The organism is Serratia sp. Res13-Sevr-LER1-36-b, assembly GCF_015673035.1.
Classification (GTDB): domain Bacteria; phylum Pseudomonadota; class Gammaproteobacteria; order Enterobacterales; family Enterobacteriaceae; genus Chania; species Chania fonticola_C.
The window spans coordinates 367,752-393,895 of sequence record NZ_JADACK010000020.1 but is presented as its reverse complement, the minus strand read 5'-3'; the positions used below and the strand labels follow the sequence as shown (position 1 = coordinate 393,895).

Here is a 26,144-nt window from a genome sequence, read left to right as displayed (position 1 = left end):
AAAAACTCAGCGTATCCGCTTGGCCACCAGAGTGAACTTGTAATCTTCGCTTTTAAAGAAGTTGCGGCTGAACTCAAATACCGTACCGTCGTTGAGAAAACCGGTGGAGACCTTCTCCAGGATCGGTTTCTGCGGATCTATTCCTAACGCCTTCACCACATCTTCGCTTGGCATTACTGGGATGATCTCCTGCTCGCTACGGTCAATTACCCGCTTTTTGACCTGTTCGATGTAGTGATATTTGGATTTCTGCATCACCTCATAGCTGAGGTCGGGGAACAGTGCCAGAGGCATCCAGGTCTCTTCCAGCGTCACTGGTTTTTGCTTGATATAGCGCACCCGTTTGACGTAATACACCTTGTCTTCAGTGGTCAGGTGCAATGCTTCGGCGATGGTTGGGCTGGCCTTGGCGACTTCAAAGATCAGCACGTCGCTGTGGGTTTCCACGTTGCGATCCGCCAACTTTTCATAAAAGCTGGTGAGCTGATAGATATCGTAATTCACCTTCTCTTCTTTGACGTACCAGCCGCTGCCCTGAATGCTCTCAATCACCTGTTCTTCGGTCAGTAATTTCAACGCCTGGCGCACCGTTACCCGGCTGACGTTGTATTGTTCGCGCAGTAAAGCCTCGGTCGGTAACGCATCGCCGGGCTTGAGTTCACCATCGGCAACCTGTTGGCGCAGGGTATCCGCAATCTGGCGATAAATAGGCTTTTTGCTCACGCTTTGGTGTCCCCGGCTGGTTGTTGGATCTGCTGCCCGCATTCTAGCCTTAGGCCAGGGATAAACAAACCAATAACGCCATATCTCGTTAAGTTGTTCTTAAATTGAATTAATACAAATTTAATACAAAAATGGCGTTGATTTGAAATTGATCACAAATTGGTGTGGCTTGTCTTGGTATTATCGCCGCCTGTTTATTGACGGAGCCGCCCTGGCTTCAGCGTGAGGATAAAGATGGACCTGAGCAGCCTGACCCACCCCAGCCTGATAAACCTGCAAGTGGCCTTTGCGGGGCGCGATCAGGCGATTCATCAGCTTGCCGACCAACTAGACGTGCAAGGCAAATTGCATGACAAAGCGGCGTTTCTCCGCGAGGTCTTTGCCCGGGAAGCGCAAGGCCCTACCGCGTTGGGGGAAGGGTTGGCGGTGCCCCATGGTAAAAGCGATGCGGTAAAGGAAGCGGCATTTGCCGTTGCCACGCTGAAAACGCCGTTGGAGTGGGAAGGGATCGATGGGCCGGAAAGCGTCAACCTGATCTTCCTGCTGGCGATCCCGCAGGCACAGGCCGGTACCACGCATATGCAATTACTGACCAGCCTGACGACGGCGCTGGTGGATGACGACATCCGCGCGGCAGTTCTAAATGCTCGTACGCCGGAACAGTTGTTGGCCCTGCTGGCTGGAGGGACGCCGGAATTTGCACCCAAACCGCAGGATGATACTCGGCCTACGGTGGTGTGCGTCACCGCGTGCCCGGCCGGTATCGCCCATACCTATATGGCTGCGGAATATCTTGAGAAGGCGGGGCGCAAGCTCGGCATCAACGTGTATGTCGAGAAACAAGGGGCTAACGGGATCGAAGGCCGCCTGACGGCGGAACAGCTAAATAGTGCGACGGCCTGCGTGTTCGCTGCCGAAGTCGCGATTAAAGAAGTGGAGCGCTTCAACGGTATTCCCCGTATCGAAACGCCGGTCGCCGAGCCCATCAAGCACGCAGAGCGCATTTTGCAGCAGGCATTGGCTGTGGGCCAATCCGCTAACGGTGCTGCACGGGTGCAGCAGAGCGAAGTGCCGGTGCAGAAAAATAGCGTGAAGACCGAACTCAAACAGGCGTTACTTAGCGGCATCTCTTTTGCGGTGCCGCTGATTGTGGCGGGGGGCACGGTCTTGGCTGTTTCGGTTTTGCTGGCACAGATCTTTGGCCTGCAGCATCTGTTTGATCAAGAGAACTCCTGGTTGTGGATGTACCGCAAGCTGGGCGGCGGCATGCTGGGTATCTTGATGGTACCGGTGCTGGCGGCCTACACGGCGTATTCGCTGGCGGATAAACCGGCCCTTGGCCCAGGCTTTGCGGCCGGGTTGGCGGCAAACATGATTGGCTCCGGCTTCCTTGGCGGTATTGTGGGCGGCCTGATCGCCGGATATCTGATGCGCTGGGTGAAGAACCATGTGCGCCTCAGCCCCAACTTCAACGGCTTCCTGACGTTTTATCTTTACCCGGTGATTGGCACGCTGGTAGCGGGCAGCCTGATGCTGTTTGTGATCGGGGAGCCGGTGGCCTGGTTGAACAACAGTCTGACCGCCTGGCTTAACAGCCTGTCTGGTACCAACGCGCTGGTGCTGGGAGCGCTCCTCGGTTTTATGTGCTCGTTCGACCTCGGCGGCCCGGTGAACAAGGCGGCCTATGCGTTCTGCCTGGGGGCGATGGCCAACGGCGTGTTCGGCCCCTATGCGATCTTTGGCGCGGTCAAAATGGTTTCGGCCTTTACGGTCACCGCCTCCACCTTGCTGGCTCCACGGCTGTTCCAACAGTTCGAGATTGAAACCGGTAAATCCACCTGGCTGCTTGGCCTGGCAGGCATTACCGAAGGGGCGATCCCGATGGCGATTGAAGATCCCGTGCGGGTGATCGGCTCCTTCCTGGTGGGATCGCTGGTGACCGGCGCGATCGTCGGTGGGATGGGGATTGGCCTTTCGACGCCGGGCGCGGGGATCTTCTCGCTGTTTCTGCTGCACGATAATGGCCTCGGTGGCCTGCTGTCGGCAGCCATTTGGCTGGGGGCGGCGCTGCTTGGCACGGCGATCTCCACATTGGTGCTGATCCTTTGGCGGCGTCAGGCGATGAAGCAGGGCAAATATCCCCTCGTTCAGCCGCAGTAAGTTGATTTCCCCTCACGCTAACCCTCTCCTTTAGTGAGGGGGGACTGATCGAGTGGATCTGAAAATTCGGTGACGCACCCTGGATAAGGGGGCGATCGAGTTTGCTGAAATTACCGCTTTACTGCCAAAAGAGCAGGAGTCATCAGCTCCCTCTCCCTGGGGAGAGGGTTGGGGTGAGGGGCTTGGTTACGTCATCTTAGGAATTGATTATGAAAGCTGTATCACGTGTTCACATTACGCCGCATATGCACTGGGATCGTGAGTGGTATTTCACCACCGAGGAGTCACGCATCCTGCTGATAAACAACATGGAAGAGATCCTGACCCGGTTGGAAACCGATCCCGAGTACCGTTTCTATGTGCTGGATGGGCAAACGGCGGTGCTGGAAGACTACTTTGCCATCAAGCCAGAAAATCACGAGCGGGTGAAAGCGTTGGTGCAGGCTGGCAAGCTGATCGTTGGGCCGTGGTATACCCAAACCGATACCATGGTGGTGTCAGGGGAATCGATCGTGCGCAACCTGATGTATGGCATGCGCGACTGCCTGTCCTTTGGCGAACCGATGAAGATCGGCTATCTGCCGGACTCTTTCAGCATGTCTTCGCAGTTACCGCATATTTTCAACGGGTTCGGTATCACGCGCGCCATGTTCTGGCGCGGTTGCTCCGAGCGCCACGGTACCGACAAGACCGAGTTCCTGTGGCAAAGTAACGACGGCAGCGAAGTTGCGGCACAGGTGCTGCCGCTGGGTTACGCCATTGGTAAATACCTGCCCGAAGATGAAGCAGGGCTGCGCAAACGGCTGGACAGTTATTTCACCGTGCTGGAAAACGCCTCGGTTACCAAAGATATCCTGTTGCCGAACGGCCACGATCAGATGCCGCTGCAACAGAATATCTTCCAGGTGATGGCCAAACTGCGCGAGATTTATCCACAGCGTGAGTTTGTCATGAGCCGTTTTGAAGAGGTCTTCGAGCGGATCGAAGCCAGTCGTGAACGTTTGGCGACGCTGAAGGGCGAATTTAACGACGGTAAATACATGCGCGTGCACCGCACCATCTCGTCAACCCGCATGGATATCAAGATCGCCCACGCCGAGATCGAGAACAAGATCGTTAATATCCTTGAGCCGTTGGCGGCGATCGCCTGGTCACTGGGCTTTGAATACCATCACGGCCTGCTGGAGAAAATGTGGAAAGAGATCCTGAAAAACCACGCCCACGACAGTATCGGCTGTTGCTGTAGCGACAAGGTACATCAGGAGATCATGACGCGCTTTATTCTGGCGGACGACATGGCGGAAAACCTGGTGCGCTTTTACATGCGCAAGATTGTCGACAATATGCCGGTACAGCACGCAGATGCCGACAAACTGACGTTCTTCAACCTGCTGCCTTACCCGCGTGAAGAGGTGATCAACACCACCATTCGTATTCGTGCCCAGCAGTTCTCGCTGATGGATGAACAGGGCCAGCCGGTGGAGTATTTTATCCGCGCCGCGCGGGAGATCGATCCTGGGCTGGTGGATCGCCAGATTGTGCATTACGGCAACTACGATCCCTTTATGGAGTACGACATTCAGCTCTGTCGCCCATTGCCCGCGATGGGATATTGCACCCTGCATATTCATGCCAATCACGCAGGTCAGCAACGCCAAGCTGCGGCGCAACCGGCAGAACTGTTGGAAAACGAGTATTACCGCATTGCCCTGAATGCCAACGGTACGTTGGATATTACCGATAAACAGAGCGGCTATCTCTATCAGCAGGTGTTGCAACTGGAAGATGGCTCCGACGATGGCGATGAGTATGACTATTCGCCTTCCCGTGAAGAGTGGTTGATCTATTCCACGCAAAGCGCAGTGGCTACCGCCATCAAACATGAGGCTTGGCAGAGTATCGCCACACTGGAACTGCGCATGGCATTGCCAGCCAATCTGCAACAGCGGGCGGAGCGGCTTAGCGACGGTTACCTGGATGTACAGTGCCAGGTGACGTTGGCGCACAACAGCCGCCGCATCGACATTGAGATGTGGCTGGATAACCAGGCCGACGATCACCGCGTGCGGGTATTGATCCCAACGCCGTTCGCCAGTGAAAACGTGCTGGCGGATAACCAGTTTGGCTGCATTACTCGCCCGGTGGACGATCCGGCCATGGCCGTTTGGCAGCAAGAGGGCTGGAAAGAGGCGCCGATCCCGGTGTGGCAACTGATGAACTTTGCCGCCTTGTATGACGATCTGCATGGCATGGCATTGTTTACCGAGGGGTTGCGTGAGTTCGAGATTGTTGGTGAGCGCCGCGATACCTTTGCCCTGACGCTGTTCCGCTCGGTAGGCGTGCTGGGTAAAGAGGAATTGCTGTTGCGGCCGGGTCGCCCTTCCGGCATCAAACTGCCAACGCCAGATTCCCAGATGCGTGGCAAATTGCATTGCCGGTTCAGCCTGTTCAGTTTTGCAGGAGATCCGCACCAGGCGGGCGTGATGCAGCAGGCCCGGGCCTACGTCACTCCGGTGCGCTGTTACAACAAAATCCCGTTTGATGCGATGAAGCTCAATCTGGCGGCCTTCCGCACGCCGCTGCACTTTAGCCTGCTTTCGATGCCAGAATCAGGCCCAGTATTGAGCGTGTTGAAGAAGGCTGAGGATGCCGATGCTTTGATTATTCGCGTGTATAACCCTTCGGAGCAGGTGTCGATCGGCGGAGCGTTAACGTTGGCGGCTCCAGCGCAGGAATGGCTGGAAACCGGTATGGACGAGCAACCGTTGCCACAGCAAGGCATAGCAAAAGGGGATTTCACTACCTTGGCGCCTTGCCAGTCGAAAACCTTCCGTTTTATCCGATAAGTACTGGCCAGAGGCGTGGATTGCCACGCCTCTGAATGTAACTATAAATTCAATTGGCGTGCTAGCTGGTCGATAGCGGCGCGCTGGAACTGGTTGAAGGCCTCGCGGGGTTGCTGTTGCTGAATGAATTCCAGCATTGGGTCCTGCACCTCGGTGCGTATGCCGCTCAATTCTTCCATTACCGCCAGGCCGCAGAACGGCACATAAGCTTCGGCATAGCCCCCTTCGTGCACCATCACCAGCTTGCCACCGCAGAGCCGATCCGCAGCGCTTTGCACCTGGGCGGTCATGGCTCGGAAGCTGTCGCTGTGTAACTGCATCCGCGCCAGAGGATCGATGGCGTTAGCATCGTAACCGCAGGCGATGATGATCATCTCTGGCTTAAACTGCTCTAGCGCTGGAATGACGATTTGCTGCATGGCGTATTGATAGCCGTCGTCACCGGCCCCGGCCAGCAGCGGAATATTGATGTTGTAACCCGCCCCGGCTCCCTCACCGCGATCTTGTTCACCGGCGTAGCCCGCCGGGAAACAGCCGTCTTGATGCAACGAGATGGTCAGCACGTCGTCGCGCTGCCAGTAAATGTGCTGGGTGCCGTTGCCGTGGTGCACGTCCCAGTCGATCACTGCCACCTTGCCTAGCCCGAAGCGGTCTTTGGCGCGTTCGATGGCAATGGGAATATTAGCCAGGAAGCAGAACCCCATCGATTGATCCGGCAGGCAGTGATGGCCCGGCGGGCGTGAGAGGGAATAGGCGTTGTCCAGTTCCCCTTTCAGCACCGCCTCTACCGCAGCACAGGCCAGCCCAGCGGAAAGTTTGGCAATTTCATAGCTGCCTGGCCCCAGCGGAGCCTCTTCCCCCAACATGCCGCCGCCGTTATCGCTCAGCTGTTTGAAGCGTTGCAGGTAATGTGCCGGATGGATGCGCAGTAAATCTTCCTCATCGGCCAGCTCGGCGCTCAGCAGCTTGAGCTGGCGCGACAGGCCGGAAACGTCCATCAGGTTTTTCATCCGCCGCTTGGTTTCCGGCGACTCGGCATGCCCGGCTCCAGATGGCGGTTGCACCCAGCCGCCCACCGGCAGCGTGGTGGCATGTAAGCCGGTGCTATGCCAGAAACAGCGCTCATCGAAGAAAAAACCGGTTGTTCTTTTCACCTTATGACTCCTGTTAAACGGCGCGGCGCGCGCGGTGAAGCCAGCGAGATCAGCAGCAGGGACAGCAGCGCACAGCTCAATGCGCCGATCAGCAATGCGTTGATCCCGCCGGAAGATTCGATCAGGTAACCCGCCAACGTAGGGCCAATGGCCATGCCGCCGCCAATCACCAGATTGATGCTGTTCATCAGCTTGCCGTTGTTATCCAGCACCGAAACGCGCGCCAGAATAAAGGGCAGCACAAAGGTCCAGGTGAACTTGAACATCACGGCGGCGAGGGTGAAGCGAATGAGTAGCGGGTTGCGGCTCAGCAGCAGGACGCTGGCAATCAGCAGGCCGTAGCCGATCCACAACAACGGCTTGTGGCTGCGTCTTGCGCCAACCAGTGCCGCCCCGCCAGCCCCGATGATGCCAAACAGGGTGGCGGCCGCCAGCACCTGCCCGCTGTGCACCGGTGAAAGGCCCGCGGCTTCGGCGATAGTGCCGATAAAGGTCCAGACCGCACTCAGGCTGATGTAAAAGGCCAATACCGCCAGCACGGCAAACAGCTTGTAAATGGGCAGGCTTGGGGGCATCTGGCTGGCCGCGCTGTGGCTATGGCGGAAGCCGCTGGGGAATGCACTTAGTAACGGCAGGCAACACAGCATGATCGCCGCCAGGATAAGGTAAACCGCCATCAGGCCGAAATGAGCAAACAGCGGGGGCAATGCCAGCAAGCCGAACACGCCTAGCAGCAGTTGGCCCAGCACCCAAAAGGCATAGACTCGGCTGGGGTTGGCGGTACCTGCCGCACAAGAAATGCAGAGGATCATCAGTGTGCCACCGGCCAGTGAAGCGATAAATCGCAATACCAATAGCAAGCTGAAATCGGTGGCCATGGCCGAGGCCAGATTGCCGATCAGGAACACCATCGCTGCTAGCGTAGCGACTTTGCGCCAGTTGATCCGGCTGATCCACCACCAGGCGGGCAGCGTGGCGATGCTCATGGCTCCCAGTTCGGTGGAAAACAGATGGCCGATCTGGCCAGGTGTGAGGTGCCACTGGCTGGCTAACTGGGCAGCGACGGCGGGAGCGGTCATCAGGATCCCCGGCGCGATGGCGGCAAACACGATAATCGCCGTTAACAGCCTGGGTGGGCAGGGGAGCAAGGCCCCGGTAGAAGGCACAGAAACTGCATCACTGGACATCGTCGTTATCCTTGAGTTTCGTCAATCGTTACCCTCCACGCTTTTTAAGCATGGGGAAGCCGCGCCAGCATTGGCGGATGGTTGAGTGTTACTGCTTTAGTCAGGATCAGCCGTAGGCAATAAACCCGCTGGAGACCAGTTCGGTGCGGTTGACCACGGCGGTTTTGGCAAAGATATTGCGCATATGGGTTTTCACCGTCGATAGAGAAATGCCGAGCTTCAAGGCGATACGCTTATTACTGGCCCCTTCACGCACCATATTGACGATCTCCTGCTCTTTGGCGGTGAGCAACTGGGCTTCACTGTCTGGCAGCAGATCGCGGGTGGCCAACTCGATCAACGGCAGCACCGCACGTAAGCGGCTGCGTTCCAATTCGGTGAACGGCGTATCGCGGATCAGAGAAACCCCGGCAATAATCCGCTTACGCTGGCGGATAAAAATCTCCGTCATGTCTCGCATGCGATTGGGCAGCATAAAGTCGTGATAATAGTGGCGGTTATTGGCGATCGCCGCTGGCGTCATGTTCACCATCTGGATGTCTTGCTGGTGGAAGTTGGCCGGTTTTAACGGGTCCAGCTGTTGAAAATGGTCCAGATATTGCTGATGGGTATCATCGCTAATGCCATGAAGAATGTAGTGATCTGGCCGCAGGTCCGGGTCCACCAGATAAAAAACCCCGGCTGAAACTGGGATCAGATGCGCAATGGTATTCAGACAGCTCGAGATAAAAGCGTCGTTACGCATGAAGGATGATGTGGTGGTCATAATGCATTTTCCTCCGTTGATCGCTCAGTACCCTGAAGGACACCTGCAAAGGTATCTGGACAATATGTGAACGATACAAGCATAGGTGTAGCAATTATGCAACACAACGAAAACATATTAACAACGTGAGCCGGATTGCAATAAAATACATTAATAACAACATCCCCATGTTGAGTGGTGGAGTATCCAACAGCCGATGAGTAGTGTTTTCATTAACACATTAATGAAATGGGCCAAGCGGTTACTACTGAATTTAAAGTAATTTCTCGTTGATAGAGTTTTTGCCCAGTAACTCAACTCCCCCATTAACTCCTCTGCCTCTCTCGTCCTTAAGGACGATAGCCAGCCTTTTGCTTTCCTTCCTATAGTGAGATTACCGCCCTTGGCGGCTACAACACCGGGTAAAAACCACTATAAGAGGAAATACCATGAACCTGTCGTCGCGGCTCAATGCCCAGCTAGAACGGGGCAAGGTCGGGTTCCCCACCACGTTAGCCAGTTCGGTTGGGGTGATCATGGCCAGCCCGGTGATCCTCACCGTTACCAGCGGTTTTGGTATCGGCGGTGACACCTTCGCGCTGGCGATGCTGATCGCCTTTATCATGATGCAAGCCCAGCTCACTACCTTCTCTGAAGCGGCGGCGATCCTGCCCACCACCGGCTCGGTGTATGACTATATCTCCTGCGGTATGGGGCGCTTTTTTGCCATTACCGGCACCCTGTCTGCCTATCTGATCGTCCATATCTTTGCTGGCACTGCCGAAACCATTCTTTCCGGCATCATGGCGCTGGTGAACTTTGAACACCTCAACACCCTGATGGAGAGTAATAACAGCTCATGGATGATCGGCGTAGGTTTGGTGATCATTTTCGGTATTCTGAATGCGTTTGGCATCGAAGCCTTTGGCAAGGCTGAGGTCGTGCTGACGTTCTGCATGTGGAGCACCTTGATGATCTTTTCGATCGCCGGGCTGTTGCTGCCGCATGCCGTACCGCTAGAAGGCTGGTTTGGCACCACGCTGGATGTCGGCGATCCCTTTGCGGTGTTCAGCCTGGTCGGCATGGCGATGTTTATGTTCGTCGGCTGTGAGTTGGTAACGCCGATGGCGCCGGAGATTAAACGTTCGCACCGGGTGATCCCACGGGCCATGTCCCTGGGGTTGTGCGGTGTGGCGCTGTGCATGGCGTTATACGGTGCGGCACTGAGCCACCAGGTGGAAAACGTGGTGGTGGATGCGGCCAATAACGTGCACCTGTTGGATACGCCAATGGCTATCCCGGCATTTGCTGGCCAGATTATGGGTAACTTTGGCAAATACTGGCTGGGCGTCGGGCTGCTGCTGGCCGGTGCTGCGACGATTAATACCTTGATGGCAGCGGTGCCACGGATTATCTACGGCATGGTGTTGGATGGCGCTATGCCACGTATCTTCGCCTATCTGCACCCGCGCTTTAAAACTCCGGTAGTCGCGATTGCCGCTGCGGTGCTGATCCCCTGCGTTCATGCTTTTGCCATTCAGGGCAATCTGGACCGCATTATGCCGATGGTGCTGGCCGCCGTATGTGCTTGGGGCGTGGCTTACCTGCTGGTGACCTGCTCGGTGGTGATCCTGCGTATCCGCCGTCCGGATCTGCCACGCGCCTATAAATCGCCTTGGTTCCCGTTGCCACAGATTGTCTCCAGCGTCGGTATCGTGCTGGCGATTTTCTACATCACGCCACCGGGCATGAACCCACGCGATGTCTACATCCCCTTTGGCATCATGATCGGCCTGACTTCCGCCTATGCGCTGTTCTGGACCCTGTGCGTACAGAAGGTGAATCCGTTTAAACCGGTGCCGGTGGAAGAGGTGCTGGAAAGTGCCTTCAACAAGGCAGAAGCTGCGGAGGTGGAATTTGATCGGCTTACTTCCCTCACTTAATCGTTATTGGCACCGCGATCCTTCTGGCTATCAGCCGGGAACGACGATGGATCGCCTGGCCAATAACCTGCGGCCTTACGCCTGTGAACGCGTTGCTGTTAATCAGTTGCGGCTCACGCTACCACAGGGACCGGTGATCGAGGTGGCTGAACAGGTGCAGTCGCTGTTTCTGGCGCATATCGTCACTCACCGTTTCCGCTTGCAGGGCAGCGTACGCTTTACCGAGCCGCAGGTGCTCAACATCATCACCGGTGGCTGGCTGCGCCGTAATGGCGTGATTTATCGCACCAAAGCCAAACATGATGGTGCTCGGCAGTTGATCGCCGCGTTGCAGCAATACCCACAAATCGGCGACACGCTGGCCAAGCTCGATTTTCGCCGCGCCACGCTCACGATAACAGAGGGCCGCTGGCAGTTGGATATTGAGCATTTTGCCGCTTCCGAAGTGGTCAGCCGCCTACCCGCCAGCCGTCGCTATCTGCGCTTGGAGGCCGAGCAGCGGCGCTTGCTACTGAGTAGTTTCCTGATGATCGGCCAGTTGATGGAGAAATGTAATGAGTAGAGTGGTGGTCATTACCGGCGGCGGAACCGGCATTGGCGCTGCTTGTGCGCGTTTGCTGGTGCAGGAGGGGGACCAGGTGTTTATCGTTGGCCGCCGCCGCGAACCCTTGAACGCCTTGGCTGCGGAGATTGGAGCACATGCCGTAATTGGGGACGCCGCCAGCGGAGCCAGTTGGCACACCGACATTCTGCCTGCGATTTTACAGCAGGCCGGACGTATCGACTGCCTGATCGCCAGCGCTGGCGGGATGGGGTTGGGCCGTATCACCGAAGTCACCGATGCCCAGTGGCAGCAAGCGCTGGACAGCAACCTCAACAGCGCGTTTGCCAGTGCCCGGGCCTGTTTGCCGGAGTTGGTGAAAAGCTGCGGTAATCTGCTGTTTGTCGCATCGATCGCCTCGTTGGCCGCCGGGCCGGAGGTGTGTGGCTATGTCACCGCCAAACATGCGCTGATCGGCCTGATGCGTTCTATCGCCCGCGATTATGGCCCACAGGGCGTACGTGCCAACGCCGTTTGCCCCGGCTGGGTGACCACGCCGATGGCCGATGAAGAAATGCAGCCGTTGATGGCGGCACATAACTTAACGCTCGAGCAGGCCTATCAACATGTCTGTCGCGATGTGCCGCTGCGCCGCCCGGCCAGTGCGCAAGAGATTGCCCAAGTGTGTCGTTTTCTCTGCTCAACGCAGGCGTCAATTATTACCGGCGCGACGCTGGTGGCCGATGGCGGTTCCACCATTGTCGATGTGCCGACCTTAGCTTTCACTTCCCTGTAAGGAGATTGTCATGAGTTCAGAAGCGGTATTTATTCAGGTTGGCGCATTGGCGGAAGGTTTCGCTCCTCACAGTCATACGCTGGCACAGCAGGATTTAGCCGGTACTACGCTGGCGTTCCATTTTGCCGAAGGGGAAACGGTGCAGTGCAGCTTTAACGACGATCAAACCCTGCAGTGGGGAGATCAACGGGTTGACTACCGAGCCACCGGCATTCGTCCGGGGATCCTGTTTATCGATTTCCTCGATCCGCAGCGGCCCAGCGGCAGCGTTACGCTGGTGTGCGATCGTCAGCAGGGTAACTTTACCGCCGTCTATGGTCAGTTACCGGATGAGTCACAGGCGCGGCTGGATGCCTTTAGCCGGGTGGAGCAGGGCTTGCCGCTGACTGCGGTGAATGCTGAATTCCGCTTTGGCCGCCTGGACAACAGCGATGCACCGTTGCCGCAGTTTACCGACGAACTGATCGGGATGCGTAATATGTATACCTACAGCCCGACGGAGCGCTATGAGCATATTTATCTGAACAATAATTTCTACGCCTGGCAGTGTTTGGACGGGGTCGAGAAAGGGCTGGCGGATGTTGATCGCTGCCATTACGTCAAAGTGGCGGAGAAGCTTTATCTGTTCGTCTGGCGCGAGAAAATTATCCCAACGCTGGGCGTGGTGATGATCGATCTGCAAGAGATGCGCACCGATGGCAAGATCCTCGGCTATCAGGGCAGTGATTTCAGCAGCCTGAGTAACTTTGCCGTGGGCGCTCACGCGCAGATCCTTAACACCACGCATTACCCAAAGGCCTGAGCCGATGACGGCGATTTATGCCAGTGATGCGTTTACCGGGCAGGTGGTGCTGGTGACCGGCGGTGCGCAGGGCATTGGGCTGGCGATCGTCAGCGCCTTTGCTCGTTTGGGGGCCAAGGTGGTGATGGCCGATCTACAACGGCAAAAGGCGCAGGAGGCGGCTGAAAGCTTGTGCCAGCTGGGTTGGCAAGTGCAGGCGGCTGCCTGCGATATGGCCGATGCAGGGCAGATTGCCGAGCTGGTAGAGCAGATAGCGCAGCAGCATCAGCGGCTGGACGTGGTGATCCACAACGCCGCTTATTTTCCGCTAAGGCCGTTTAGCCAGATTGATGCTGAACTGCTGCAACGTACGTTAAGCGTCAATTTGATGGCACCGTTTTTTCTGGCTCAGGCGGCACAGCCGTGGATGAAGCGCCAGGGAGGCGGACGCATTCTGGTGACCTCGTCGGTCACAGGGCCAAGGGTGGCCTACCCGGGGTTGGCGCACTATGCGGCTTCCAAGGCGGGAGTTAACGGCTTTATTCGTGCCGCCGCATTGGAACTGGCATCTGACAATATCACGGTGAACGGCGTGGAGCCGGGGATGATCCGCACGCCCGCGATGGCAAATCTGGGCGGGGACGCGGTGAACCAGGCGATTGCCTCTGCGGTGCCGTTAGGCAGGTTGGGGGAGCCGGAGGATATCGCTGCCGCAATGGTCTTTTTAGCCTCACCGGCTGCGAGCTATATCACCGGCCAGACGCTGGTGGTGGATGGTGGTGCGCTGTTGCCGGAAGCTCAACCTGCTAGTCTCTGAGGATACCCTCACCCTAACCTTCTCCCACAGGGCGAGGGGACCGATCGAGTGGGTTTGAAAATTCGGTGACGCACCTTGTATTAAGGGGCGATCGAGTTTGCTGAGATTACCCTCTTTCTCCCAACAGAGCAGGGACTGTCAGCTCCCTGGGTTGGGAGGCTGGGCTATTTGTGAGCAACTACGTTGTTGGCATGTTGATCCCCTAAGCGGATCAGCTCGTCGAGTAGCTCCATCAACTGTTCCATCTTCTGCTTCGAGAATGCCGCTTCTATCTCCCCATATCCCTGTTCCACCTGGTGGCGTGCCAGTTCATACAGCTCCTGTCCCTGCTGAGTCAAGGACACGTACAGCTTGCGCTGATCGTTAACCGGCTTGAGGCGAAAGATCAGCTTATCCCGCTCCATGCGCGACAGGATGCCGGTCAGGCTGGGGCGCAGGATGCAGGTTTCTGCGGCCAACTCGTGAAACTCAATGGAACGGTTATCGGCCAATACGCGAATGATGCGCCATTGCTGCTCTGTCAGATTGTGGCTTTTCAGGATCGGGCGGAAGAACCCCATGGCGGTTTCACGCGCCTGCAACAGGGCGATGGTTAACGATTCATGCATGTCGATGGCCTTGGCTTAATTTTATTAACAACTTAATAGTAGCCAATTTTTGACCGGCGGAGAACGGCAAAACGCGATCCGTCACGTAAAAATCCGGCGAAAAAGGTTAATTTGCTGATTAATAAAGCTAATGTGCATAATTTGTGAATATTTCGTTATCACGATCACAAATTAAATTAACAACGTTGCGTAAATGCTGAACAGCGTATAAAAGTATTCATTAACATATTAATGATTGGCGATCCGTAGAAGGAGTCTGCATGAAAGGCACCGTATTTTCCGTAGCACTTAACCACCGCAGCCAGCTTGATGCCTGGGATCAGGCGTTTCGCTCCGCCCCTTACCAAACGCCGCCCAAGACGCCGGTGTGGTTTATCAAACCGCGCAATACCTATCTTGCCAACGGCGGCAGCATTCCGTTCCCGGCCGGTGAAACCGTGCAAAGTGGCGCAACGCTGGCAGTCGTGATTGGTAGCACCGCACGCAAGGTGGCGGCGGATAAGGTGGCCGATTATGTGGCCGGTTATGCCTTGGCTAACGACGTCAGCCTGCCGGAAACCAGCTTCTATCGACCGGCGATCAAGGCCAAATGCCGTGACGGCTTCTGCCCGCTGGGAGAGGTGGCTTCATTGGCTAGCACCAGCAACCTGGAAATTATCACCGAAATCAACGGCGTGGAGCAGGATCGCTGGTCAACGGCCGATCTGGTGCGTTCGGTGCCGGAACTGATCGCCGCTATCAGCGATTTTATTACCCTGCAACCGGGGGATGCTGTGCTGATTGGCACGCCACACCAGCGGGTTGAGATCAAGCCGGGTGATCAAGTGACGGTGCGGGCCGCAGGTTTGTCAACCCTTACCAACCCAGTGACGCAGGCAGGAGAATAACCATGAGACATGCTCGTATCCGCCATCATGGCCAGATTGTTAACGTCACCGTAGACGACCAGTTAAGCGTTACCCTGCCCGATGGCAGCAAGCTCGATGAGCACGATGTGGAATGGCTGCCACCGGCGCAGGGCACGATATTTGCCCTCGGCCTGAACTATGCCGATCACGCCAGTGAGCTGGAGTTTAAAGCGCCGGAAGAGCCTTTGGTGTTCCTCAAAGGGCCAAACAGCCTGACCGGCCACCGCCAGGTTTCCGTGCGACCGGCGCAGGTGGAATACATGCACTACGAAGCCGAGCTGGTGGCGGTGATCGGTAAAACTGCGCGCAACGTCAGCCGCGAACAGGCGATGGATTACGTGGCCGGTTATACCCTGTGCAACGACTACGCCATCCGCGACTACCTGGAAAACTACTACCGCCCCAACCTGCGGGTGAAAAGCCGCGACACCCTGACGCCTATCGGCCCCTACATTGTCGATCGTGACGATGTCGCAGATCCGCATAACCTGACGCTCAGCACCTACGTTAACGGTGAACTGCGCCAGCGCGGCACCACCGCTGACATGATTTTCGACATCCCGTTCCTGATCGAATACCTGAGTGAATTTATGACGTTGCAGCCTGGCGACATGATCGCCACCGGCACGCCGAAAGGGCTGGCCGACGTGCAGCCTGGGGATGAAATTGTGGTTGAGATCGAAGGCATTGGCCGTTTGGTTAACCACATCATCAGTGAAAAAGATTACGAGGAGAGCAAGGGATGAAAACCATCAACCATTGGATCAACGGCAAGAACGTCGCCAGCAAAGAGTATTTCACCACCACCAACCCGGCTAACGGCGAAGTGCTGGCGGAAGTGGCGTCCGGTGGCCAGCTCGAAATCGACCAGGCAGTCGCTGCGGCAAAAGAAGCCTTCCCGAAATGGGCCAATACGCCGATGAAAGAGCGGGCACGCCTGATGCGTCGCCTGGGTGAACTGATCGACCAGAACGTGCCGCAGATTGCCGAGATGGAAACCGCAGATACAGGGTTGCCGATCCACCAGACCAAAAACGTGCTGATCCCACGCGCCTCGCACAACTTTGAGTTCTTTGCCGAGATCTGCCAGCAGATGAATGGCCGCACCTACCCGGTGGACGACAAGATGCTCAACTACACGCTGATCCAACCGGTGGGCGTGTGTGCGCTGGTGTCGCCGTGGAACGTGCCGTTTATGACCGCCACCTGGAAAACAGCACCTTGCCTGGCGTTAGGTAATACCGCAGTGCTGAAAATGTCCGAACTGTCGCCACTGACGGCGGATCGCCTGGGTGAACTGGCGCTGGAAGCCGGTATTCCTGCCGGGGTGCTGAACGTGGTGCAAGGCTATGGCGCAACGGCGGGGGATGCTCTGGTACGCCATAAGGACGTGCGTGCGGTGTCCTTCACCGGGGGGACCTCAACCGGCCGCCGCATTATTGAAAGCGCCGGGCTGAAGAAATTCTCGATGGAGCTGGGCGGCAAATCACCGGTGCTGATCTTTGAGGATGCCGATATCGAGCGGGCGCTGGATGCTGCGCTGTTCACCATCTTCTCGATTAACGGTGAACGCTGCACCGCAGGTTCACGCATCTTTATTCAGGAAAGTATTTACCCGGAATTCGTCAAACGCTTTGCCGAGCGTGCCAACCGCCTGCGCGTAGGCGATCCGATGGATCCCAATACTCAGGTCGGTGCGTTAATCAGCCCGCAGCACTGGGAAAAAGTCTCCGGCTATATTCGCTTGGGCATCGAAGAAGGGGCCACTTTGTTGGCAGGTGGCCCGGATAAACCGGCCGGTTTGAGCCACGGCAATTTCCTGCGCCCAACGGTGCTGGCCGATGTTAACAACAATATGCGTGTCGCGCAGGAAGAGATCTTCGGGCCGGTGGCCTGCCTCCTGCCGTTCAAATCAGAAGAAGACGGCCTGCGCATGGCCAACGATGTGGAGTACGGCCTGGCGTCGTACATCTGGACGCAGGACGTGAGCAAAGTCCTGCGTCTGGCCCGCAATATTGAAGCGGGTATGGTTTTCGTCAACACCCAGAACGTACGCGATCTGCGCCAGCCGTTTGGCGGGGTGAAATCCTCTGGCACCGGCCGTGAAGGCGGTGAGTACAGCTTCGAAGTGTTTGCCGAGATGAAAAACGTTTGTATCTCCATGGGGGATCACCCGATCCCACGTTGGGGAGTGTGAGATAGCTCCGTGCCCTTTAAAACAACAACCAAGGACTAGACCCGATAGATATCAGCCTGCGGCCTGCCGTGCTGCAGGCTGAAAGATAAAGGGGATAGGAGGACATATGGGTAAATTAGCATTAGCCGCAAAGATTACACACGTTCCTTCGATGTACCTGTCTGAATTGCCAGGAGAACACCATGGCTGCCGTCAAGCCGCCATTGATGGTCACAAAGAGATCAGCGCCCGCTGTCGTGAAATGGGCGTCGACACCATTATCGTATTCGACACCCACTGGTTGGTGAACAGCGCCTACCACATCAACTGTAACTCGCATTTCAAAGGGCTTTACACCAGCAACGAGCTGCCGCACTTCATTCGTGACATGACCTATGAATACGACGGCAACCCAGAGCTGGGGCAGATGATTGCCGATGAAGCCCGCAAGCTTGGCGTACGTGCCAAGGCCCATGAGATCCCAAGCCTGGAGCTGGAATACGGTACGCTGGTGCCAATGCGCTACATGAACAGCGACCGCCACTTCAAGGTGATCTCCATTTCTGCCTTCTGCACCGTGCATGACTTTGCCGATAGCCGCCGCCTGGGCGAAGCGATCAAAACTGCGATTGAGAAATACGACGGCACCGTGGCGGTATTGGCTAGCGGCTCGCTGTCACACCGCTTTATCGACGATCAACGTGCCGAGCAGGGCATGAACAGCTACACCCGCCAGTTCGACCAGCAGATGGACGAACGGGTAGTGAAACTGTGGGAAGAAGGGCGCTTCCGCGAGTTTTGCGAAATGCTGCCGGAGTACGCCGATTACTGCTATGGCGAAGGCAATATGCACGACACCGTGATGTTGCTGGGCCTGCTGGGCTGGGACAAGTACCAGGGCAAGGTGGAGTTCGTTACCCCGCTGTTTGCCAGTTCCGGAACCGGCCAGGTCAACGGCATATTCCCGCTTCCCGCTCAAGCCTGAGGATACCCAATGCCCCATTTTTACGCTGAATGTACCGACAACATCCGCCGGGAGGCGGATTTGCCAGCGCTGTTCGACAAGGTTAATCACGCGCTGGCGGAAACCGGCATCTTCCCGCTGGCTGGCATCCGGAGCCGCGCCATCTGGCTGGATACCTGGCAGATGGCCGACGGCAAGCAGAACTATGCCTTTGTACATATGACGCTGAAGATTGGCCACGGCCGCAGTCTGGAGAGCCGCCAACAGGTGGGCGAAATGCTGTTCATCCTGATCAAGGATCACTTTGCAGCGCTGATGGCCAAGCGCTATCTGGCCCTCTCTTTCACCATGGAAGAGCTGGATCCGGTGCTGAATTACAAGCAAAACAACGTCCATGCGCTGTTTAGCAAGGACTGAACAAGGGGTGGTAAATGCTGGATAAAGACGTACTGAGCCGAGCCGTGCAGCGCCTGCATCAGGCCGAGCAGAGCCGGGAACAGATCCGCGCGTTATCGCTGGATCACCCGGAGATCACTATAGAAGATGCCTATGCTATCCAGCGCCAATGGGTTGAGCTGAAGATCGCCGAAGGGCGCACGCTGAAGGGGCATAAGATCGGGCTGACCTCGCGCGCTATGCAGGTCAGCTCGCAGATCACCGAGCCGGACTACGGCGCGCTGCTGGACGACATGTTCTTTAACGATGGCAGCGACATCCCGATCGATCGCTTTATCGTGCCACGCGTCGAAGTCGAACTGGCGTTTGTGCTGGCGAAGCCGCTGCGCGGGCCGAACTGCACGCTATTTGATGTCTATAACGCTACCGACTATGTGATCCCGGCGCTGGAGATCATCGACGCCCGCAGCCATAACGTCGATCCGCAAACCCAGCGGCCACGCAAGGTGTTCGACACCATTTCCGACAATGCTGCCAACGCCGGAGTGGTGATGGGCGGCAGGCCGATCAAGCCTGATGCGCTGGATCTTCGCTGGATCAGTGCCTTGCTGTATCGCAATGGCGTGATTGAAGAATCTGGCGTGGCGGCGGCGGTGCTCAATCATCCGGCCAACGGCGTGGCCTGGCTGGCTAATAAGCTGTCCCCGTATGACGTGGAGCTGGAGGCCGGGCAAATCATCCTTGGCGGTTCCTTCACCCGCCCGGTGGCGGCACGGCGCGGCGATACCTTCCATGCCGACTATGGTCCGATGGGCTGCATCAGCTGCCGGTTTGTCTAAGGAGCAACACGATGATAACTAACCATTTCAAACAGGCCTTGCAGGAAAAACGCCCGCAGATCGGCCTGTGGCTGGGGCTGTGCAGCAGCTACAGCGCGGAACTGCTGGCCGGCGCCGGGTTCGACTGGCTGCTGATCGATGGCGAACATGCGCCTAACAATGTGCAAACGGTATTGGGGCAGTTGCAGGCGGTGGCGCCTTATCCCAGCCATCCGGTGGTGCGTCCGGCCTGGAACGATCCGGTGCTGATCAAACAACTGCTGGACGTTGGTGCGCAAACCCTGTTGATCCCGATGATCCAAAACGCCGAACAGGCGCAGGAGGCGGTGCGGGCGACCCGCTATCCACCAAACGGCATTCGCGGGGTTGGCAGTGCGCTGGCTCGCGCCTCGCGCTGGAACCGGGTGCCGAATTACCTGCATCTTGCCGACAGCCAGATGTGTGTGTTGGTACAGATCGAAACCCGAGAGGCGGTGAAAAATCTGGATGCCATCCTGGAGGTGGAAGGGGTCGACGGCGTCTTTATCGGCCCGGCGGATCTGAGTGCCGACATGGGCTTTGCCGGTAATCCGCAGCATCCCGAAGTGCAGCGCACTATTGACGATGCCATTGCCCGCATCAGTGCCGCAGGCAAGGCACCGGGCATCCTGATGGCACAGCAGGAACTGGCGCAGCACTATCTGGCATCCGGCGCGTTGTTTGTTGCCGTTGGCGTGGATACCACTCTGCTGGTACGGGCGGCAGACTCCCTGCTCAGCAGTTTCAAACAGGATAAAGCGGCGGAGCCACCTCCATCCCAGAGCGTTTACTAATCGGAGTCATCATGAGCAACGTCGATTCGCTCAAGCCACTGAACCCGGCAGAGCAACATAAAGCGTTAACCGCCACCGAGCAGTCGGTGATTAAAAAGTTATTTCGGCGCCTGATTATTTTCTTATTTGTGTTGTTTGTTTTCTCGTTCCTTGACCGCATCAACATCGGGTTTGCCGGTTTGACCATGAAGCAGGACCTCGGTCTTAGCTCCACCATGTTCGGCCTGGCCGCAACGCTGTTTTACGTCACCTACGTGATCTTCGGCATCCCCAGCAACATGATGCTGAGCAGGGTGGGGGCACGGCGTTGGATCGCCACCATCATGGTGCTATGGGGCATTGCTTCTACCTGCACCATGTTCGCCACTGGGCCAACCAGTCTGTACGTGCTGCGGATGATCGTCGGTATTACCGAGGCGGGCTTCCTGCCAGGGATCCTGGTGTATCTCACCTACTGGTTCCCGGCGTTCTACCGCGCTCGGGCCAACGCTTTGTTTATGATTGCCATGCCCGTCACGATGGCGGTGGGTTCGTTGGTATCCGGCTATATTCTGGCGCTGGACGGCATGATGAACCTGAAAGGTTGGCAATGGCTGTTCCTGCTGGAAGGCATTCCTTCGGTGATCCTCGGCGTGGTGGTGTGGTTCTACCTGGACGACACGCCGGCCAAGGCCAAGTGGCTGACCAGCGAAGAGAAGGCCAGCCTGAAGGCGATGATGGAAGCCGACAAACTGCAACTGGTGCAGCCGGAAGGGCCTAGCAGCCACCGTGCATTGCAACAGCGCAGCCTGTGGCGTGAAGTGCTGACGCCGGTGGTGCTGATGTATACGCTGGCCTATTTCTGCCTCACCAATACCCTGAGCGCCATCAATATCTGGACGCCGCAGATCTTGCAGAGCTTCAACCAGAGCAGCAGTAACATCATGATCGGTTTTCTGGCGGCGATCCCACAAATCTGTACTATCGCCGGTATGATCTGGTGGAGTAAACGTTCGGATCGCCTGCAAGAGCGTAAGTTCCACACCGCACTGCCTTATCTGTTTGCCGCGGCGGGTTGGCTGCTGGCTTCGGCGACCAATCACAGTATGGTCCAACTGTTAGGGATCGTGATGGCGTCGGTCGGCTCCTTTACCGCGATGGCGATCTTCTGGACCACGCCGGATCAGTCGATCAGCTTTGAAGCTCGAGCGGTGGGGATCGCGGTGATCAACGCCACCGGTAACATCGGCTCGGCGGTCAGCCCACTGTTGATCGGCTGGTTCAAGGATGTGACCGGCAGCTTTAACTCCGGGCTCTATTTTGTCTCGGCGTTGTTGATTATCGGGGCCGTGCTGGTATGGCGTATCCCGATGAAGGATTCACGCCCACGGGCCACGCCATAAACAATATTGGCGATGGGGGCCGCATGTGGCTAAACGGGCGCAGCATGCGGCGCCCCTACAATTAGTTGTAGGGGATCGGCATTTATTTTCACCGGAGGACAGCGTGCAGAAAAGTACCGGCTTTATCGCCAATATCGATATTGGCAAAGAGTATGACGCGCGTTACGCCGCTGATGAGGTGCACTACGAAACCTTTGCCGGACTGGCGGCGTTTTTTGGCCGGGATATGCAGGTGCACTGGCACGATCGCTTCTTCCAACTGCATTATCTGGCCACCGGCAGGATAGAGCTGCAGCTGGACGATCAACACTATTCGGTGCAGGCTCCGCTGTTTATCCTCACCCCGCCTTCGGTGCCACACGCCTTTTTCACCGAACCAGACAGCGACGGCCACGTGTTAACGGTGCGCCAGGAACTGATCTGGCCGTTGCTGGAGCGCCTGTATCCGGGCAGCAATCTGGCGCTGGATATGCCGGGGATTTGCCTTTCGCTGGCCGCAGTGCCGCAGGAGTTGGCGGCGCTTGGGCATTATTGGGAACTGATCGCCCGCGAGTTTAGCCAAAAGATGGCCGGGCGCGAGCAGACGTTGGCATTGCTGGCCCAGGCGGTCTTCACGCTGATGCTGCGCAATGCCTCATTGGATGATAAGGCCGCCAGCGGTGTACGCGGTGAACTGAAGCTGTTCCAGCGTTTTAACAAGATGGTGGACGAGCGTTTTCGCGATCACCTGTCGGTGCCGGAATATGCCCAGTCGCTGGGGGTGACGGAATCACGCCTCAACGACCTGTGCCGCCGCTTTGCCAACCGGCCACCCAAAAGGCTGATCTTCGATCGCCTGTTGCGTGAAGCCAAACGGCTGCTGCTGTTCAGCGCCTGCACGGTGCATGAAACGGCCTACAGCCTGGGGTTTAAAGATCCCGCCTATTTCGCTCGCTTCTTCAATCGGCTGGAAGGCTGTTCGCCTTCCGCCTATCGCGCTACGCAACACGTTCTGTCGTAAACAGGTGCGGGTCAGCCTTTGTTCGCCACCAAATCCGCGACCAGCCGGTTGACCGGATCGCTCATGTTGGTGAACTTGGTCAACTCCGAGCGGGTAACGACCACAAACACGCCGATATTTTGCTGCGGCACCATCGCCATATAGGTGATGAAGCCGCCGCCGCCGCCGGTTTTCTGGATGATCCCTGGCAGGCCATCTTTCGGCGCCATGTATACCCAGCCCAATCCCAAAGCAGAGGCTTCACCCGGTACATCCATCCCTTTCAATGACACCAGGTCCTGGCGCTGGAAATACATGGTTTGTTCAGTTAACGCGGTTGGCTTGCGCGAGCCGCTTACGTTGGAGGACAGGAACTGCTGCATCCAGCGCTGCATATCGCGCGGGGTCGAGTAAACGCCACCGCTGCCACTGGCGGCCGTGGTATCGCGGCAGGCGCTTGGCCCAGAGGCTGCAACCATCAGGCGTGAGCACTGCTCTGCGCTTGGCGTCAGCGTGGTATCAACCATCCCCAGTGGACCCGTGATTTTCTCACGCAACAAGACGTTATAAGGCTTACCAGCGGCACGTGACAATGCATCGGCCAATAGGTCGTAGGCCAGGTTGGAGTAGGCCGCTCGCACGCCCGGCGGCACGGTTATGTTGGCATGAGACAACCACTGCCAGCGCTGTGCCTTGGTGGGCCAGGTAAACACCGGCGTTTTTGGCGGTTTCTTGCCGGGTTGTTCACGCGGCAGGGCGCTGGTGTGCGTTGCCAGGTTCAGCAAGGTAATCGGCTGGCGTGAATTGTAGGCAGGGACGACGGCCCCTTTGGGTGCATATTTGCGCAGGGGATCGGTGAGTTTGACCTTACCTTCCGCCGCCATTTTGACCATCACTTCGCTGGTCATCAGTTTGGTGATGGAGGCGATGCGGATCAGGGAATCTGGCCGTGGACGTAGATCGTTGCCCGGTTTGGTATCGCCAAAACTGCGGTTAACCACCTGATTATTATCGATAACCACCAGCGCCATACCGGTTGCGCCGCTGTTATAGAAGATATGTTCAGCATACTGATCGACAATCTGTGAGGTGAGCTGCGCGTCGGTCGCCTGGCTGGCCAAGGGTGTGGCACACAGGCCAAGCGCCAGCAATAACGTGGAGAGTGAGGTCTTCAACGGTCGTGTTCCATTTAAAAATGTGGCAGGGAAGGCGTAAGTTGTCCGCTAGTGTAATGCGCTACGACGCGATTGGCATGTGGTAAAAGTGGCGACAGGTAAAAGTTTTTCACCTTTCCCCTTCCGGCGAAGGGGAAAGGATCAGGTGACTGGCTGCGGGTGTGAGGCTAGCTGAATATTGTTGCGGCCACTGTTTTTGGCCCGGTACAGCGCGGCGTCGGCCGCACAGATCGCAGAGTCGATATCCAGTTTATCCAGCGCAGAAATCCCGGCGCTTAACGTCACCTTGGTTGTCTCCTGCGCGTGGAAACGATGGGTGATGGTTAATTCCTGCACGCATTGGCGCACCTTCTCCGCCAGATAAGCCGCGTAGTCTTCACCGACGTTGGTCAGCAGAACTAAAAACTCTTCTCCGCCGTAACGCACCACGATATCCCGTGAGCGTACCGCATCCCGGATGGTCGCTGCCACTTGGACTAGTGCTTGGTCGCCCAGAGTGTGGCCGTAGCGATCGTTGTAGACCTTGAAATGGTCGATATCGAGTAGCAGCACAAAGTGGTTGCCTGAGGTCGGCGAGAGCAACTGATCCAGTTTGCTCTCCAGCCCACGGCGGTTATACAGGCCGGTTAGCGGATCGATCATGCTCAGATCGCTGAACTTATCCCGTTCGTGATACAGGTTGGCCACCAGATGTTGGGTAAACATCTCACTGCGCTTCAACAGCAAATGATGCACCGAGAAGGCGACGATCGGCAGCAGGGTGGTGAACAGAATACGCATGGTGTTATGCATGCCGTCCAGCCACAGGATTATCAGCGCCGAGGGAACAGCGTGCAGGCAGAAGGCCAGCAGGTTATCCGTCAGCGAAATCGCGCTGATAAAGAAAATACTGAACAGGCTGATCAGCAAGAAGCCGTGGTTGTCACTGGCGGTAAGCTGGCTCTTGCAATAGATGTGCGCCGCCCATAGCAGCCCAAGGATGATGGCGAGCAGGTTGAGCCTTTGGACGTAGTGGCGGGGCGAATACAGCGTAAATAGCATGGCCGCCAGGCAAATCGCCGGAATGCAGATTAGCGGCAGCGTGAAGGCCGGGGTCTCTTTAAAGGGCACGAATAAAGTAAAAATGGCAGAGGCGGCATTCATCAACAAGAAAAGAAACAGGGATAAGCGCTGTTTGCTGGTTTGCAGTTGCTGATAAGAACGCGAGTTCATACGGGGATCACTCTTTACCAATGGGGCCGGTCGAAGGAAAAATGTTAGACAATGCCTGTTGAATAATTCCAATTGGTTATTATTAACAGACTATAAATGTTAAGAATTTTCTTATATGAAACTAACATTTTTCGCGCAGGCTGTCATCCGCGTTCAGCCGGATCTTGAAAAGAGTGCGGGTCGAAAAAAAGTGTTATATGATATTGGTTATCATTATCACTTAAAGGGTGGGGTTATCATGTTAGCAGCCATGGTTACCGCTTGTGGATTGTGGGGCATCAGTTGGTGCTTGGGGAATCGGCTTGCCAGCGCCTGGGGCGTGTTGCTGCCCTGTGCTCTGATGCCATTTCTGGCGCTGATAGACCTGGATATGATGCAACTGCGTACTCTGATCGTGGTTGCCATGCTGGCTACGCTGGTGATGCTGTTTAACAGCCGCTGGCGTCATTACCTGCTGCTCCCTTCCTGCATGGCTCTAGCAGGTGGACTGGCCGCAATCAGCCTGCATTTCAGCTTTAACTGAAACGACAAAACCACGCCTGGGCGTGTTGGTTTTTTTCAATGAGTTTTAATGCAGGAACAGCTGGAAGATAACTCATCAAGTGGTGCGAAGAGAGGGACTTGAACCCTCACGTCCGTAAGAACACTAACACCTGAAGCTAGCGCGTCTACCAATTCCGCCACCTTCGCACAGTTTGATGTGTTGCTTTGATGTCGATTTATATCACCAGCTTGGTGCGAAGAGAGGGACTTGAACCCTCACGTCCGTAAGAACACTAACACCTGAAGCTAGCGCGTCTACCAATTCCGCCACCTTCGCATTCGATGCTGTGCAATATAAATCATGTGGTTATTTGGTGCGAAGAGAGGGACTTGAACCCTCACGTCCGTAAGGACACTAACACCTGAAGCTAGCGCGTCTACCAATTCCGCCACCTTCGCGTACCAGATACGCTACCGGAGTAACGCTACCACGGAGGCGAATTCTAGAGATTTTGGC

Annotated in this window: 24 protein-coding genes and 3 tRNA genes; 17 read left to right on the top strand and 10 right to left on the bottom strand. The window is 56.6% G+C overall.

Annotation, left to right across the window (positions count from 1 at the left end; translation table 11 throughout):
* Positions 1 to 6: 6 nt before the first annotated feature.
* On the bottom strand, positions 7 to 723 hold the full coding sequence (locus IMQ33_RS15940; RefSeq protein ID WP_024527265.1) for a GntR family transcriptional regulator: 717 nt from the start codon (positions 721 to 723) through the stop codon (positions 7 to 9).
* Positions 724 to 957: 234 nt separating this feature from the next.
* Here IMQ33_RS15940 and mngA point away from each other — a divergent pair, with 234 nt between their 5' ends.
* Positions 958 to 2,883 carry a PTS 2-O-a-mannosyl-D-glycerate transporter subunit IIABC gene (gene mngA, locus IMQ33_RS15935; protein WP_196062193.1) on the top strand — a complete coding sequence of 642 codons (1,926 nt, stop codon included), beginning with the start codon at positions 958 to 960 and terminating at the stop codon, positions 2,881 to 2,883.
* Between the two features lie 209 nt (positions 2,884 to 3,092).
* Complete coding sequence (mngB, locus tag IMQ33_RS15930) at positions 3,093 to 5,729, top strand: mannosylglycerate hydrolase (protein WP_196062194.1); 2,637 nt, start codon at positions 3,093 to 3,095, stop codon at positions 5,727 to 5,729.
* A 41-nt stretch (positions 5,730 to 5,770) separates the two neighbouring features.
* Here mngB and IMQ33_RS15925 read toward each other — a convergent pair whose 3' ends face one another.
* From IMQ33_RS15925 to IMQ33_RS15915, 3 genes are all read right to left on the bottom strand, one after another.
* Positions 5,771 to 6,883 carry a class II histone deacetylase gene (locus tag IMQ33_RS15925; RefSeq protein ID WP_196062195.1) on the bottom strand — a complete coding sequence of 371 codons (1,113 nt, stop codon included), beginning with the start codon at positions 6,881 to 6,883 and terminating at the stop codon, positions 5,771 to 5,773.
* Positions 6,880 to 8,070, bottom strand: a complete 1,191-nt coding sequence (locus IMQ33_RS15920) for an MFS transporter (RefSeq protein ID WP_196062196.1) — start codon at positions 8,068 to 8,070, stop codon at positions 6,880 to 6,882. Before IMQ33_RS15920 ends, IMQ33_RS15925 begins: the two co-directional genes overlap by 4 nt.
* A gap of 106 nt (positions 8,071 to 8,176) precedes the next feature.
* Complete coding sequence (locus IMQ33_RS15915) at positions 8,177 to 8,836, bottom strand: LuxR family transcriptional regulator (RefSeq protein WP_024485482.1); 660 nt, start codon at positions 8,834 to 8,836, stop codon at positions 8,177 to 8,179.
* Between the two features lie 428 nt (positions 8,837 to 9,264).
* Between IMQ33_RS15915 and IMQ33_RS15910 the strand changes: the two genes are divergently transcribed.
* From IMQ33_RS15910 to IMQ33_RS15890, 5 genes are read left to right on the top strand one after another with little or no spacing between them, the layout of a single operon-like run.
* Positions 9,265 to 10,758: an APC family permease gene (locus IMQ33_RS15910; RefSeq protein WP_065683657.1), complete on the top strand. Its 1,494-nt coding sequence runs from the start codon at positions 9,265 to 9,267 to the stop codon at positions 10,756 to 10,758.
* Positions 10,733 to 11,320, top strand: coding sequence for a DUF3156 family protein (locus IMQ33_RS15905; RefSeq protein ID WP_065683656.1), 588 nt, complete (start codon positions 10,733 to 10,735; stop codon positions 11,318 to 11,320). Before IMQ33_RS15910 ends, IMQ33_RS15905 begins: the two co-directional genes overlap by 26 nt.
* Positions 11,313 to 12,095 carry an SDR family NAD(P)-dependent oxidoreductase gene (locus IMQ33_RS15900; protein WP_196062197.1) on the top strand — a complete coding sequence of 261 codons (783 nt, stop codon included), beginning with the start codon at positions 11,313 to 11,315 and terminating at the stop codon, positions 12,093 to 12,095. The genes IMQ33_RS15905 and IMQ33_RS15900 overlap by 8 nt, the downstream gene beginning before the upstream one ends.
* 10 nt (positions 12,096 to 12,105) lie before the next feature.
* Positions 12,106 to 12,897, top strand: a complete 792-nt coding sequence (locus tag IMQ33_RS15895) for a MoaF C-terminal domain-containing protein (RefSeq protein ID WP_161712784.1) — start codon at positions 12,106 to 12,108, stop codon at positions 12,895 to 12,897.
* A gap of 4 nt (positions 12,898 to 12,901) precedes the next feature.
* Positions 12,902 to 13,693, top strand: a complete 792-nt coding sequence (locus IMQ33_RS15890; RefSeq protein WP_196062198.1) for an SDR family oxidoreductase — start codon at positions 12,902 to 12,904, stop codon at positions 13,691 to 13,693.
* A 164-nt stretch (positions 13,694 to 13,857) separates the two neighbouring features.
* Here the strand turns inward: IMQ33_RS15890 and hpaR are convergent, their stop codons facing one another.
* Positions 13,858 to 14,301, bottom strand: coding sequence for a homoprotocatechuate degradation operon regulator HpaR (gene hpaR / locus IMQ33_RS15885; protein WP_065683652.1), 444 nt, complete (start codon positions 14,299 to 14,301; stop codon positions 13,858 to 13,860).
* 260 nt (positions 14,302 to 14,561) lie between these two features.
* On the opposite strand from hpaR, the gene IMQ33_RS15880 reads away from it, so the two are divergent.
* The 9 genes from IMQ33_RS15880 to hpaA all read left to right on the top strand — a co-directional run bounded on the left by IMQ33_RS15880 (position 14,562) and on the right by hpaA (position 22,778).
* A complete protein-coding gene (locus IMQ33_RS15880; RefSeq protein WP_196062199.1) occupies positions 14,562 to 15,188 on the top strand; it encodes a fumarylacetoacetate hydrolase family protein in 627 nt (208 codons plus the stop codon).
* Between the two features lie 2 nt (positions 15,189 to 15,190).
* Positions 15,191 to 15,955 (top strand): fumarylacetoacetate hydrolase family protein, encoded by a 765-nt coding sequence (locus IMQ33_RS15875; RefSeq protein WP_065683650.1) that lies wholly within the window; start codon positions 15,191 to 15,193, stop codon positions 15,953 to 15,955.
* Positions 15,952 to 17,406 carry a 5-carboxymethyl-2-hydroxymuconate semialdehyde dehydrogenase gene (gene hpaE / locus IMQ33_RS15870; RefSeq protein WP_021808003.1) on the top strand — a complete coding sequence of 485 codons (1,455 nt, stop codon included), beginning with the start codon at positions 15,952 to 15,954 and terminating at the stop codon, positions 17,404 to 17,406. The genes IMQ33_RS15875 and hpaE overlap by 4 nt, the downstream gene beginning before the upstream one ends.
* A gap of 106 nt (positions 17,407 to 17,512) precedes the next feature.
* On the top strand, positions 17,513 to 18,370 hold the full coding sequence (gene hpaD / locus IMQ33_RS15865) for a 3,4-dihydroxyphenylacetate 2,3-dioxygenase (protein WP_024485491.1): 858 nt from the start codon (positions 17,513 to 17,515) through the stop codon (positions 18,368 to 18,370).
* 9 nt (positions 18,371 to 18,379) lie between these two features.
* Positions 18,380 to 18,766 carry a 5-carboxymethyl-2-hydroxymuconate Delta-isomerase gene (locus IMQ33_RS15860; protein ID WP_024527249.1) on the top strand — a complete coding sequence of 129 codons (387 nt, stop codon included), beginning with the start codon at positions 18,380 to 18,382 and terminating at the stop codon, positions 18,764 to 18,766.
* A 14-nt stretch (positions 18,767 to 18,780) separates the two neighbouring features.
* Entirely contained in the window at positions 18,781 to 19,584 is an 804-nt protein-coding gene (gene hpaH / locus IMQ33_RS15855; protein WP_021808005.1) for a 2-oxo-hept-4-ene-1,7-dioate hydratase, read from the top strand.
* 11 nt (positions 19,585 to 19,595) lie between these two features.
* On the top strand, positions 19,596 to 20,396 hold the full coding sequence (hpaI, locus tag IMQ33_RS15850; protein WP_065683648.1) for a 4-hydroxy-2-oxoheptanedioate aldolase: 801 nt from the start codon (positions 19,596 to 19,598) through the stop codon (positions 20,394 to 20,396).
* 11 nt (positions 20,397 to 20,407) lie between these two features.
* The gene (gene hpaX / locus IMQ33_RS15845) at positions 20,408 to 21,778 is read left to right on the top strand and encodes a 4-hydroxyphenylacetate permease (RefSeq protein WP_024527247.1); all 1,371 of its coding nucleotides are present in this window, start codon (positions 20,408 to 20,410) and stop codon (positions 21,776 to 21,778) included.
* A 103-nt stretch (positions 21,779 to 21,881) separates the two neighbouring features.
* Complete coding sequence (hpaA, locus tag IMQ33_RS15840; protein ID WP_065683647.1) at positions 21,882 to 22,778, top strand: 4-hydroxyphenylacetate catabolism regulatory protein HpaA; 897 nt, start codon at positions 21,882 to 21,884, stop codon at positions 22,776 to 22,778.
* A gap of 11 nt (positions 22,779 to 22,789) precedes the next feature.
* Here the strand turns inward: hpaA and ampH are convergent, their stop codons facing one another.
* Together ampH and IMQ33_RS15830 are read right to left on the bottom strand one after the other, a co-directional pair.
* Complete coding sequence (gene ampH / locus IMQ33_RS15835; protein WP_196062200.1) at positions 22,790 to 23,932, bottom strand: D-alanyl-D-alanine-carboxypeptidase/endopeptidase AmpH; 1,143 nt, start codon at positions 23,930 to 23,932, stop codon at positions 22,790 to 22,792.
* A gap of 141 nt (positions 23,933 to 24,073) precedes the next feature.
* Complete coding sequence (locus tag IMQ33_RS15830) at positions 24,074 to 25,144, bottom strand: GGDEF domain-containing protein (RefSeq protein ID WP_065683645.1); 1,071 nt, start codon at positions 25,142 to 25,144, stop codon at positions 24,074 to 24,076.
* 238 nt (positions 25,145 to 25,382) lie between these two features.
* Here IMQ33_RS15830 and IMQ33_RS15825 point away from each other — a divergent pair, with 238 nt between their 5' ends.
* Positions 25,383 to 25,667 (top strand): DUF1435 domain-containing protein, encoded by a 285-nt coding sequence (locus IMQ33_RS15825; protein ID WP_021808011.1) that lies wholly within the window; start codon positions 25,383 to 25,385, stop codon positions 25,665 to 25,667.
* 80 nt (positions 25,668 to 25,747) lie between these two features.
* Here IMQ33_RS15825 and IMQ33_RS15820 read toward each other — a convergent pair.
* The 3 genes from IMQ33_RS15820 to IMQ33_RS15810 form a co-directional block, all read right to left on the bottom strand.
* Positions 25,748 to 25,834, bottom strand: a tRNA-Leu gene (locus tag IMQ33_RS15820).
* 43 nt (positions 25,835 to 25,877) lie between these two features.
* Positions 25,878 to 25,964: transfer RNA gene (locus tag IMQ33_RS15815), tRNA-Leu, on the bottom strand.
* A gap of 35 nt (positions 25,965 to 25,999) precedes the next feature.
* Positions 26,000 to 26,086, bottom strand: a tRNA-Leu gene (locus tag IMQ33_RS15810).
* Between the last annotated feature and the right edge of the window lie 58 nt (positions 26,087 to 26,144).

Bases quoted from the DNA above. Each gene is read 5' to 3' on its own strand.
- IMQ33_RS15825 (WP_021808011.1), top strand. From the start codon at position 25,383: ATGTTAGCAGCCATGGTTACCGCTTGTGGATTGTGGGGCATCAGTTGG.
- IMQ33_RS15875 (WP_065683650.1), top strand. From the start codon at position 15,191: ATGAGACATGCTCGTATCCGCCATCATGGCCAGATTGTTAACGTCACC.
- IMQ33_RS15900 (WP_196062197.1), top strand. From the start codon at position 11,313: ATGAGTAGAGTGGTGGTCATTACCGGCGGCGGAACCGGCATTGGCGCT.
- IMQ33_RS15910 (WP_065683657.1), top strand. From the start codon at position 9,265: ATGAACCTGTCGTCGCGGCTCAATGCCCAGCTAGAACGGGGCAAGGTC.
- hpaD (WP_024485491.1), top strand. From the start codon at position 17,513: ATGGGTAAATTAGCATTAGCCGCAAAGATTACACACGTTCCTTCGATG.
- hpaH (WP_021808005.1), top strand. From the start codon at position 18,781: ATGCTGGATAAAGACGTACTGAGCCGAGCCGTGCAGCGCCTGCATCAG.
- hpaX (WP_024527247.1), top strand. From the start codon at position 20,408: ATGAGCAACGTCGATTCGCTCAAGCCACTGAACCCGGCAGAGCAACAT.
- IMQ33_RS15880 (WP_196062199.1), top strand. From the start codon at position 14,562: ATGAAAGGCACCGTATTTTCCGTAGCACTTAACCACCGCAGCCAGCTT.
- IMQ33_RS15890 (WP_196062198.1), top strand. From the start codon at position 12,902: ATGACGGCGATTTATGCCAGTGATGCGTTTACCGGGCAGGTGGTGCTG.
- hpaI (WP_065683648.1), top strand. From the start codon at position 19,596: ATGATAACTAACCATTTCAAACAGGCCTTGCAGGAAAAACGCCCGCAG.
- IMQ33_RS15915 (WP_024485482.1), bottom strand. From the start codon at position 8,836: ATGACCACCACATCATCCTTCATGCGTAACGACGCTTTTATCTCGAGC.
- IMQ33_RS15830 (WP_065683645.1), bottom strand. From the start codon at position 25,144: ATGAACTCGCGTTCTTATCAGCAACTGCAAACCAGCAAACAGCGCTTA.
- mngB (WP_196062194.1), top strand. From the start codon at position 3,093: ATGAAAGCTGTATCACGTGTTCACATTACGCCGCATATGCACTGGGAT.
- IMQ33_RS15860 (WP_024527249.1), top strand. From the start codon at position 18,380: ATGCCCCATTTTTACGCTGAATGTACCGACAACATCCGCCGGGAGGCG.
- hpaR (WP_065683652.1), bottom strand. From the start codon at position 14,301: ATGCATGAATCGTTAACCATCGCCCTGTTGCAGGCGCGTGAAACCGCC.
- mngA (WP_196062193.1), top strand. From the start codon at position 958: ATGGACCTGAGCAGCCTGACCCACCCCAGCCTGATAAACCTGCAAGTG.
- IMQ33_RS15920 (WP_196062196.1), bottom strand. From the start codon at position 8,070: ATGTCCAGTGATGCAGTTTCTGTGCCTTCTACCGGGGCCTTGCTCCCC.
- IMQ33_RS15895 (WP_161712784.1), top strand. From the start codon at position 12,106: ATGAGTTCAGAAGCGGTATTTATTCAGGTTGGCGCATTGGCGGAAGGT.
- hpaE (WP_021808003.1), top strand. From the start codon at position 15,952: ATGAAAACCATCAACCATTGGATCAACGGCAAGAACGTCGCCAGCAAA.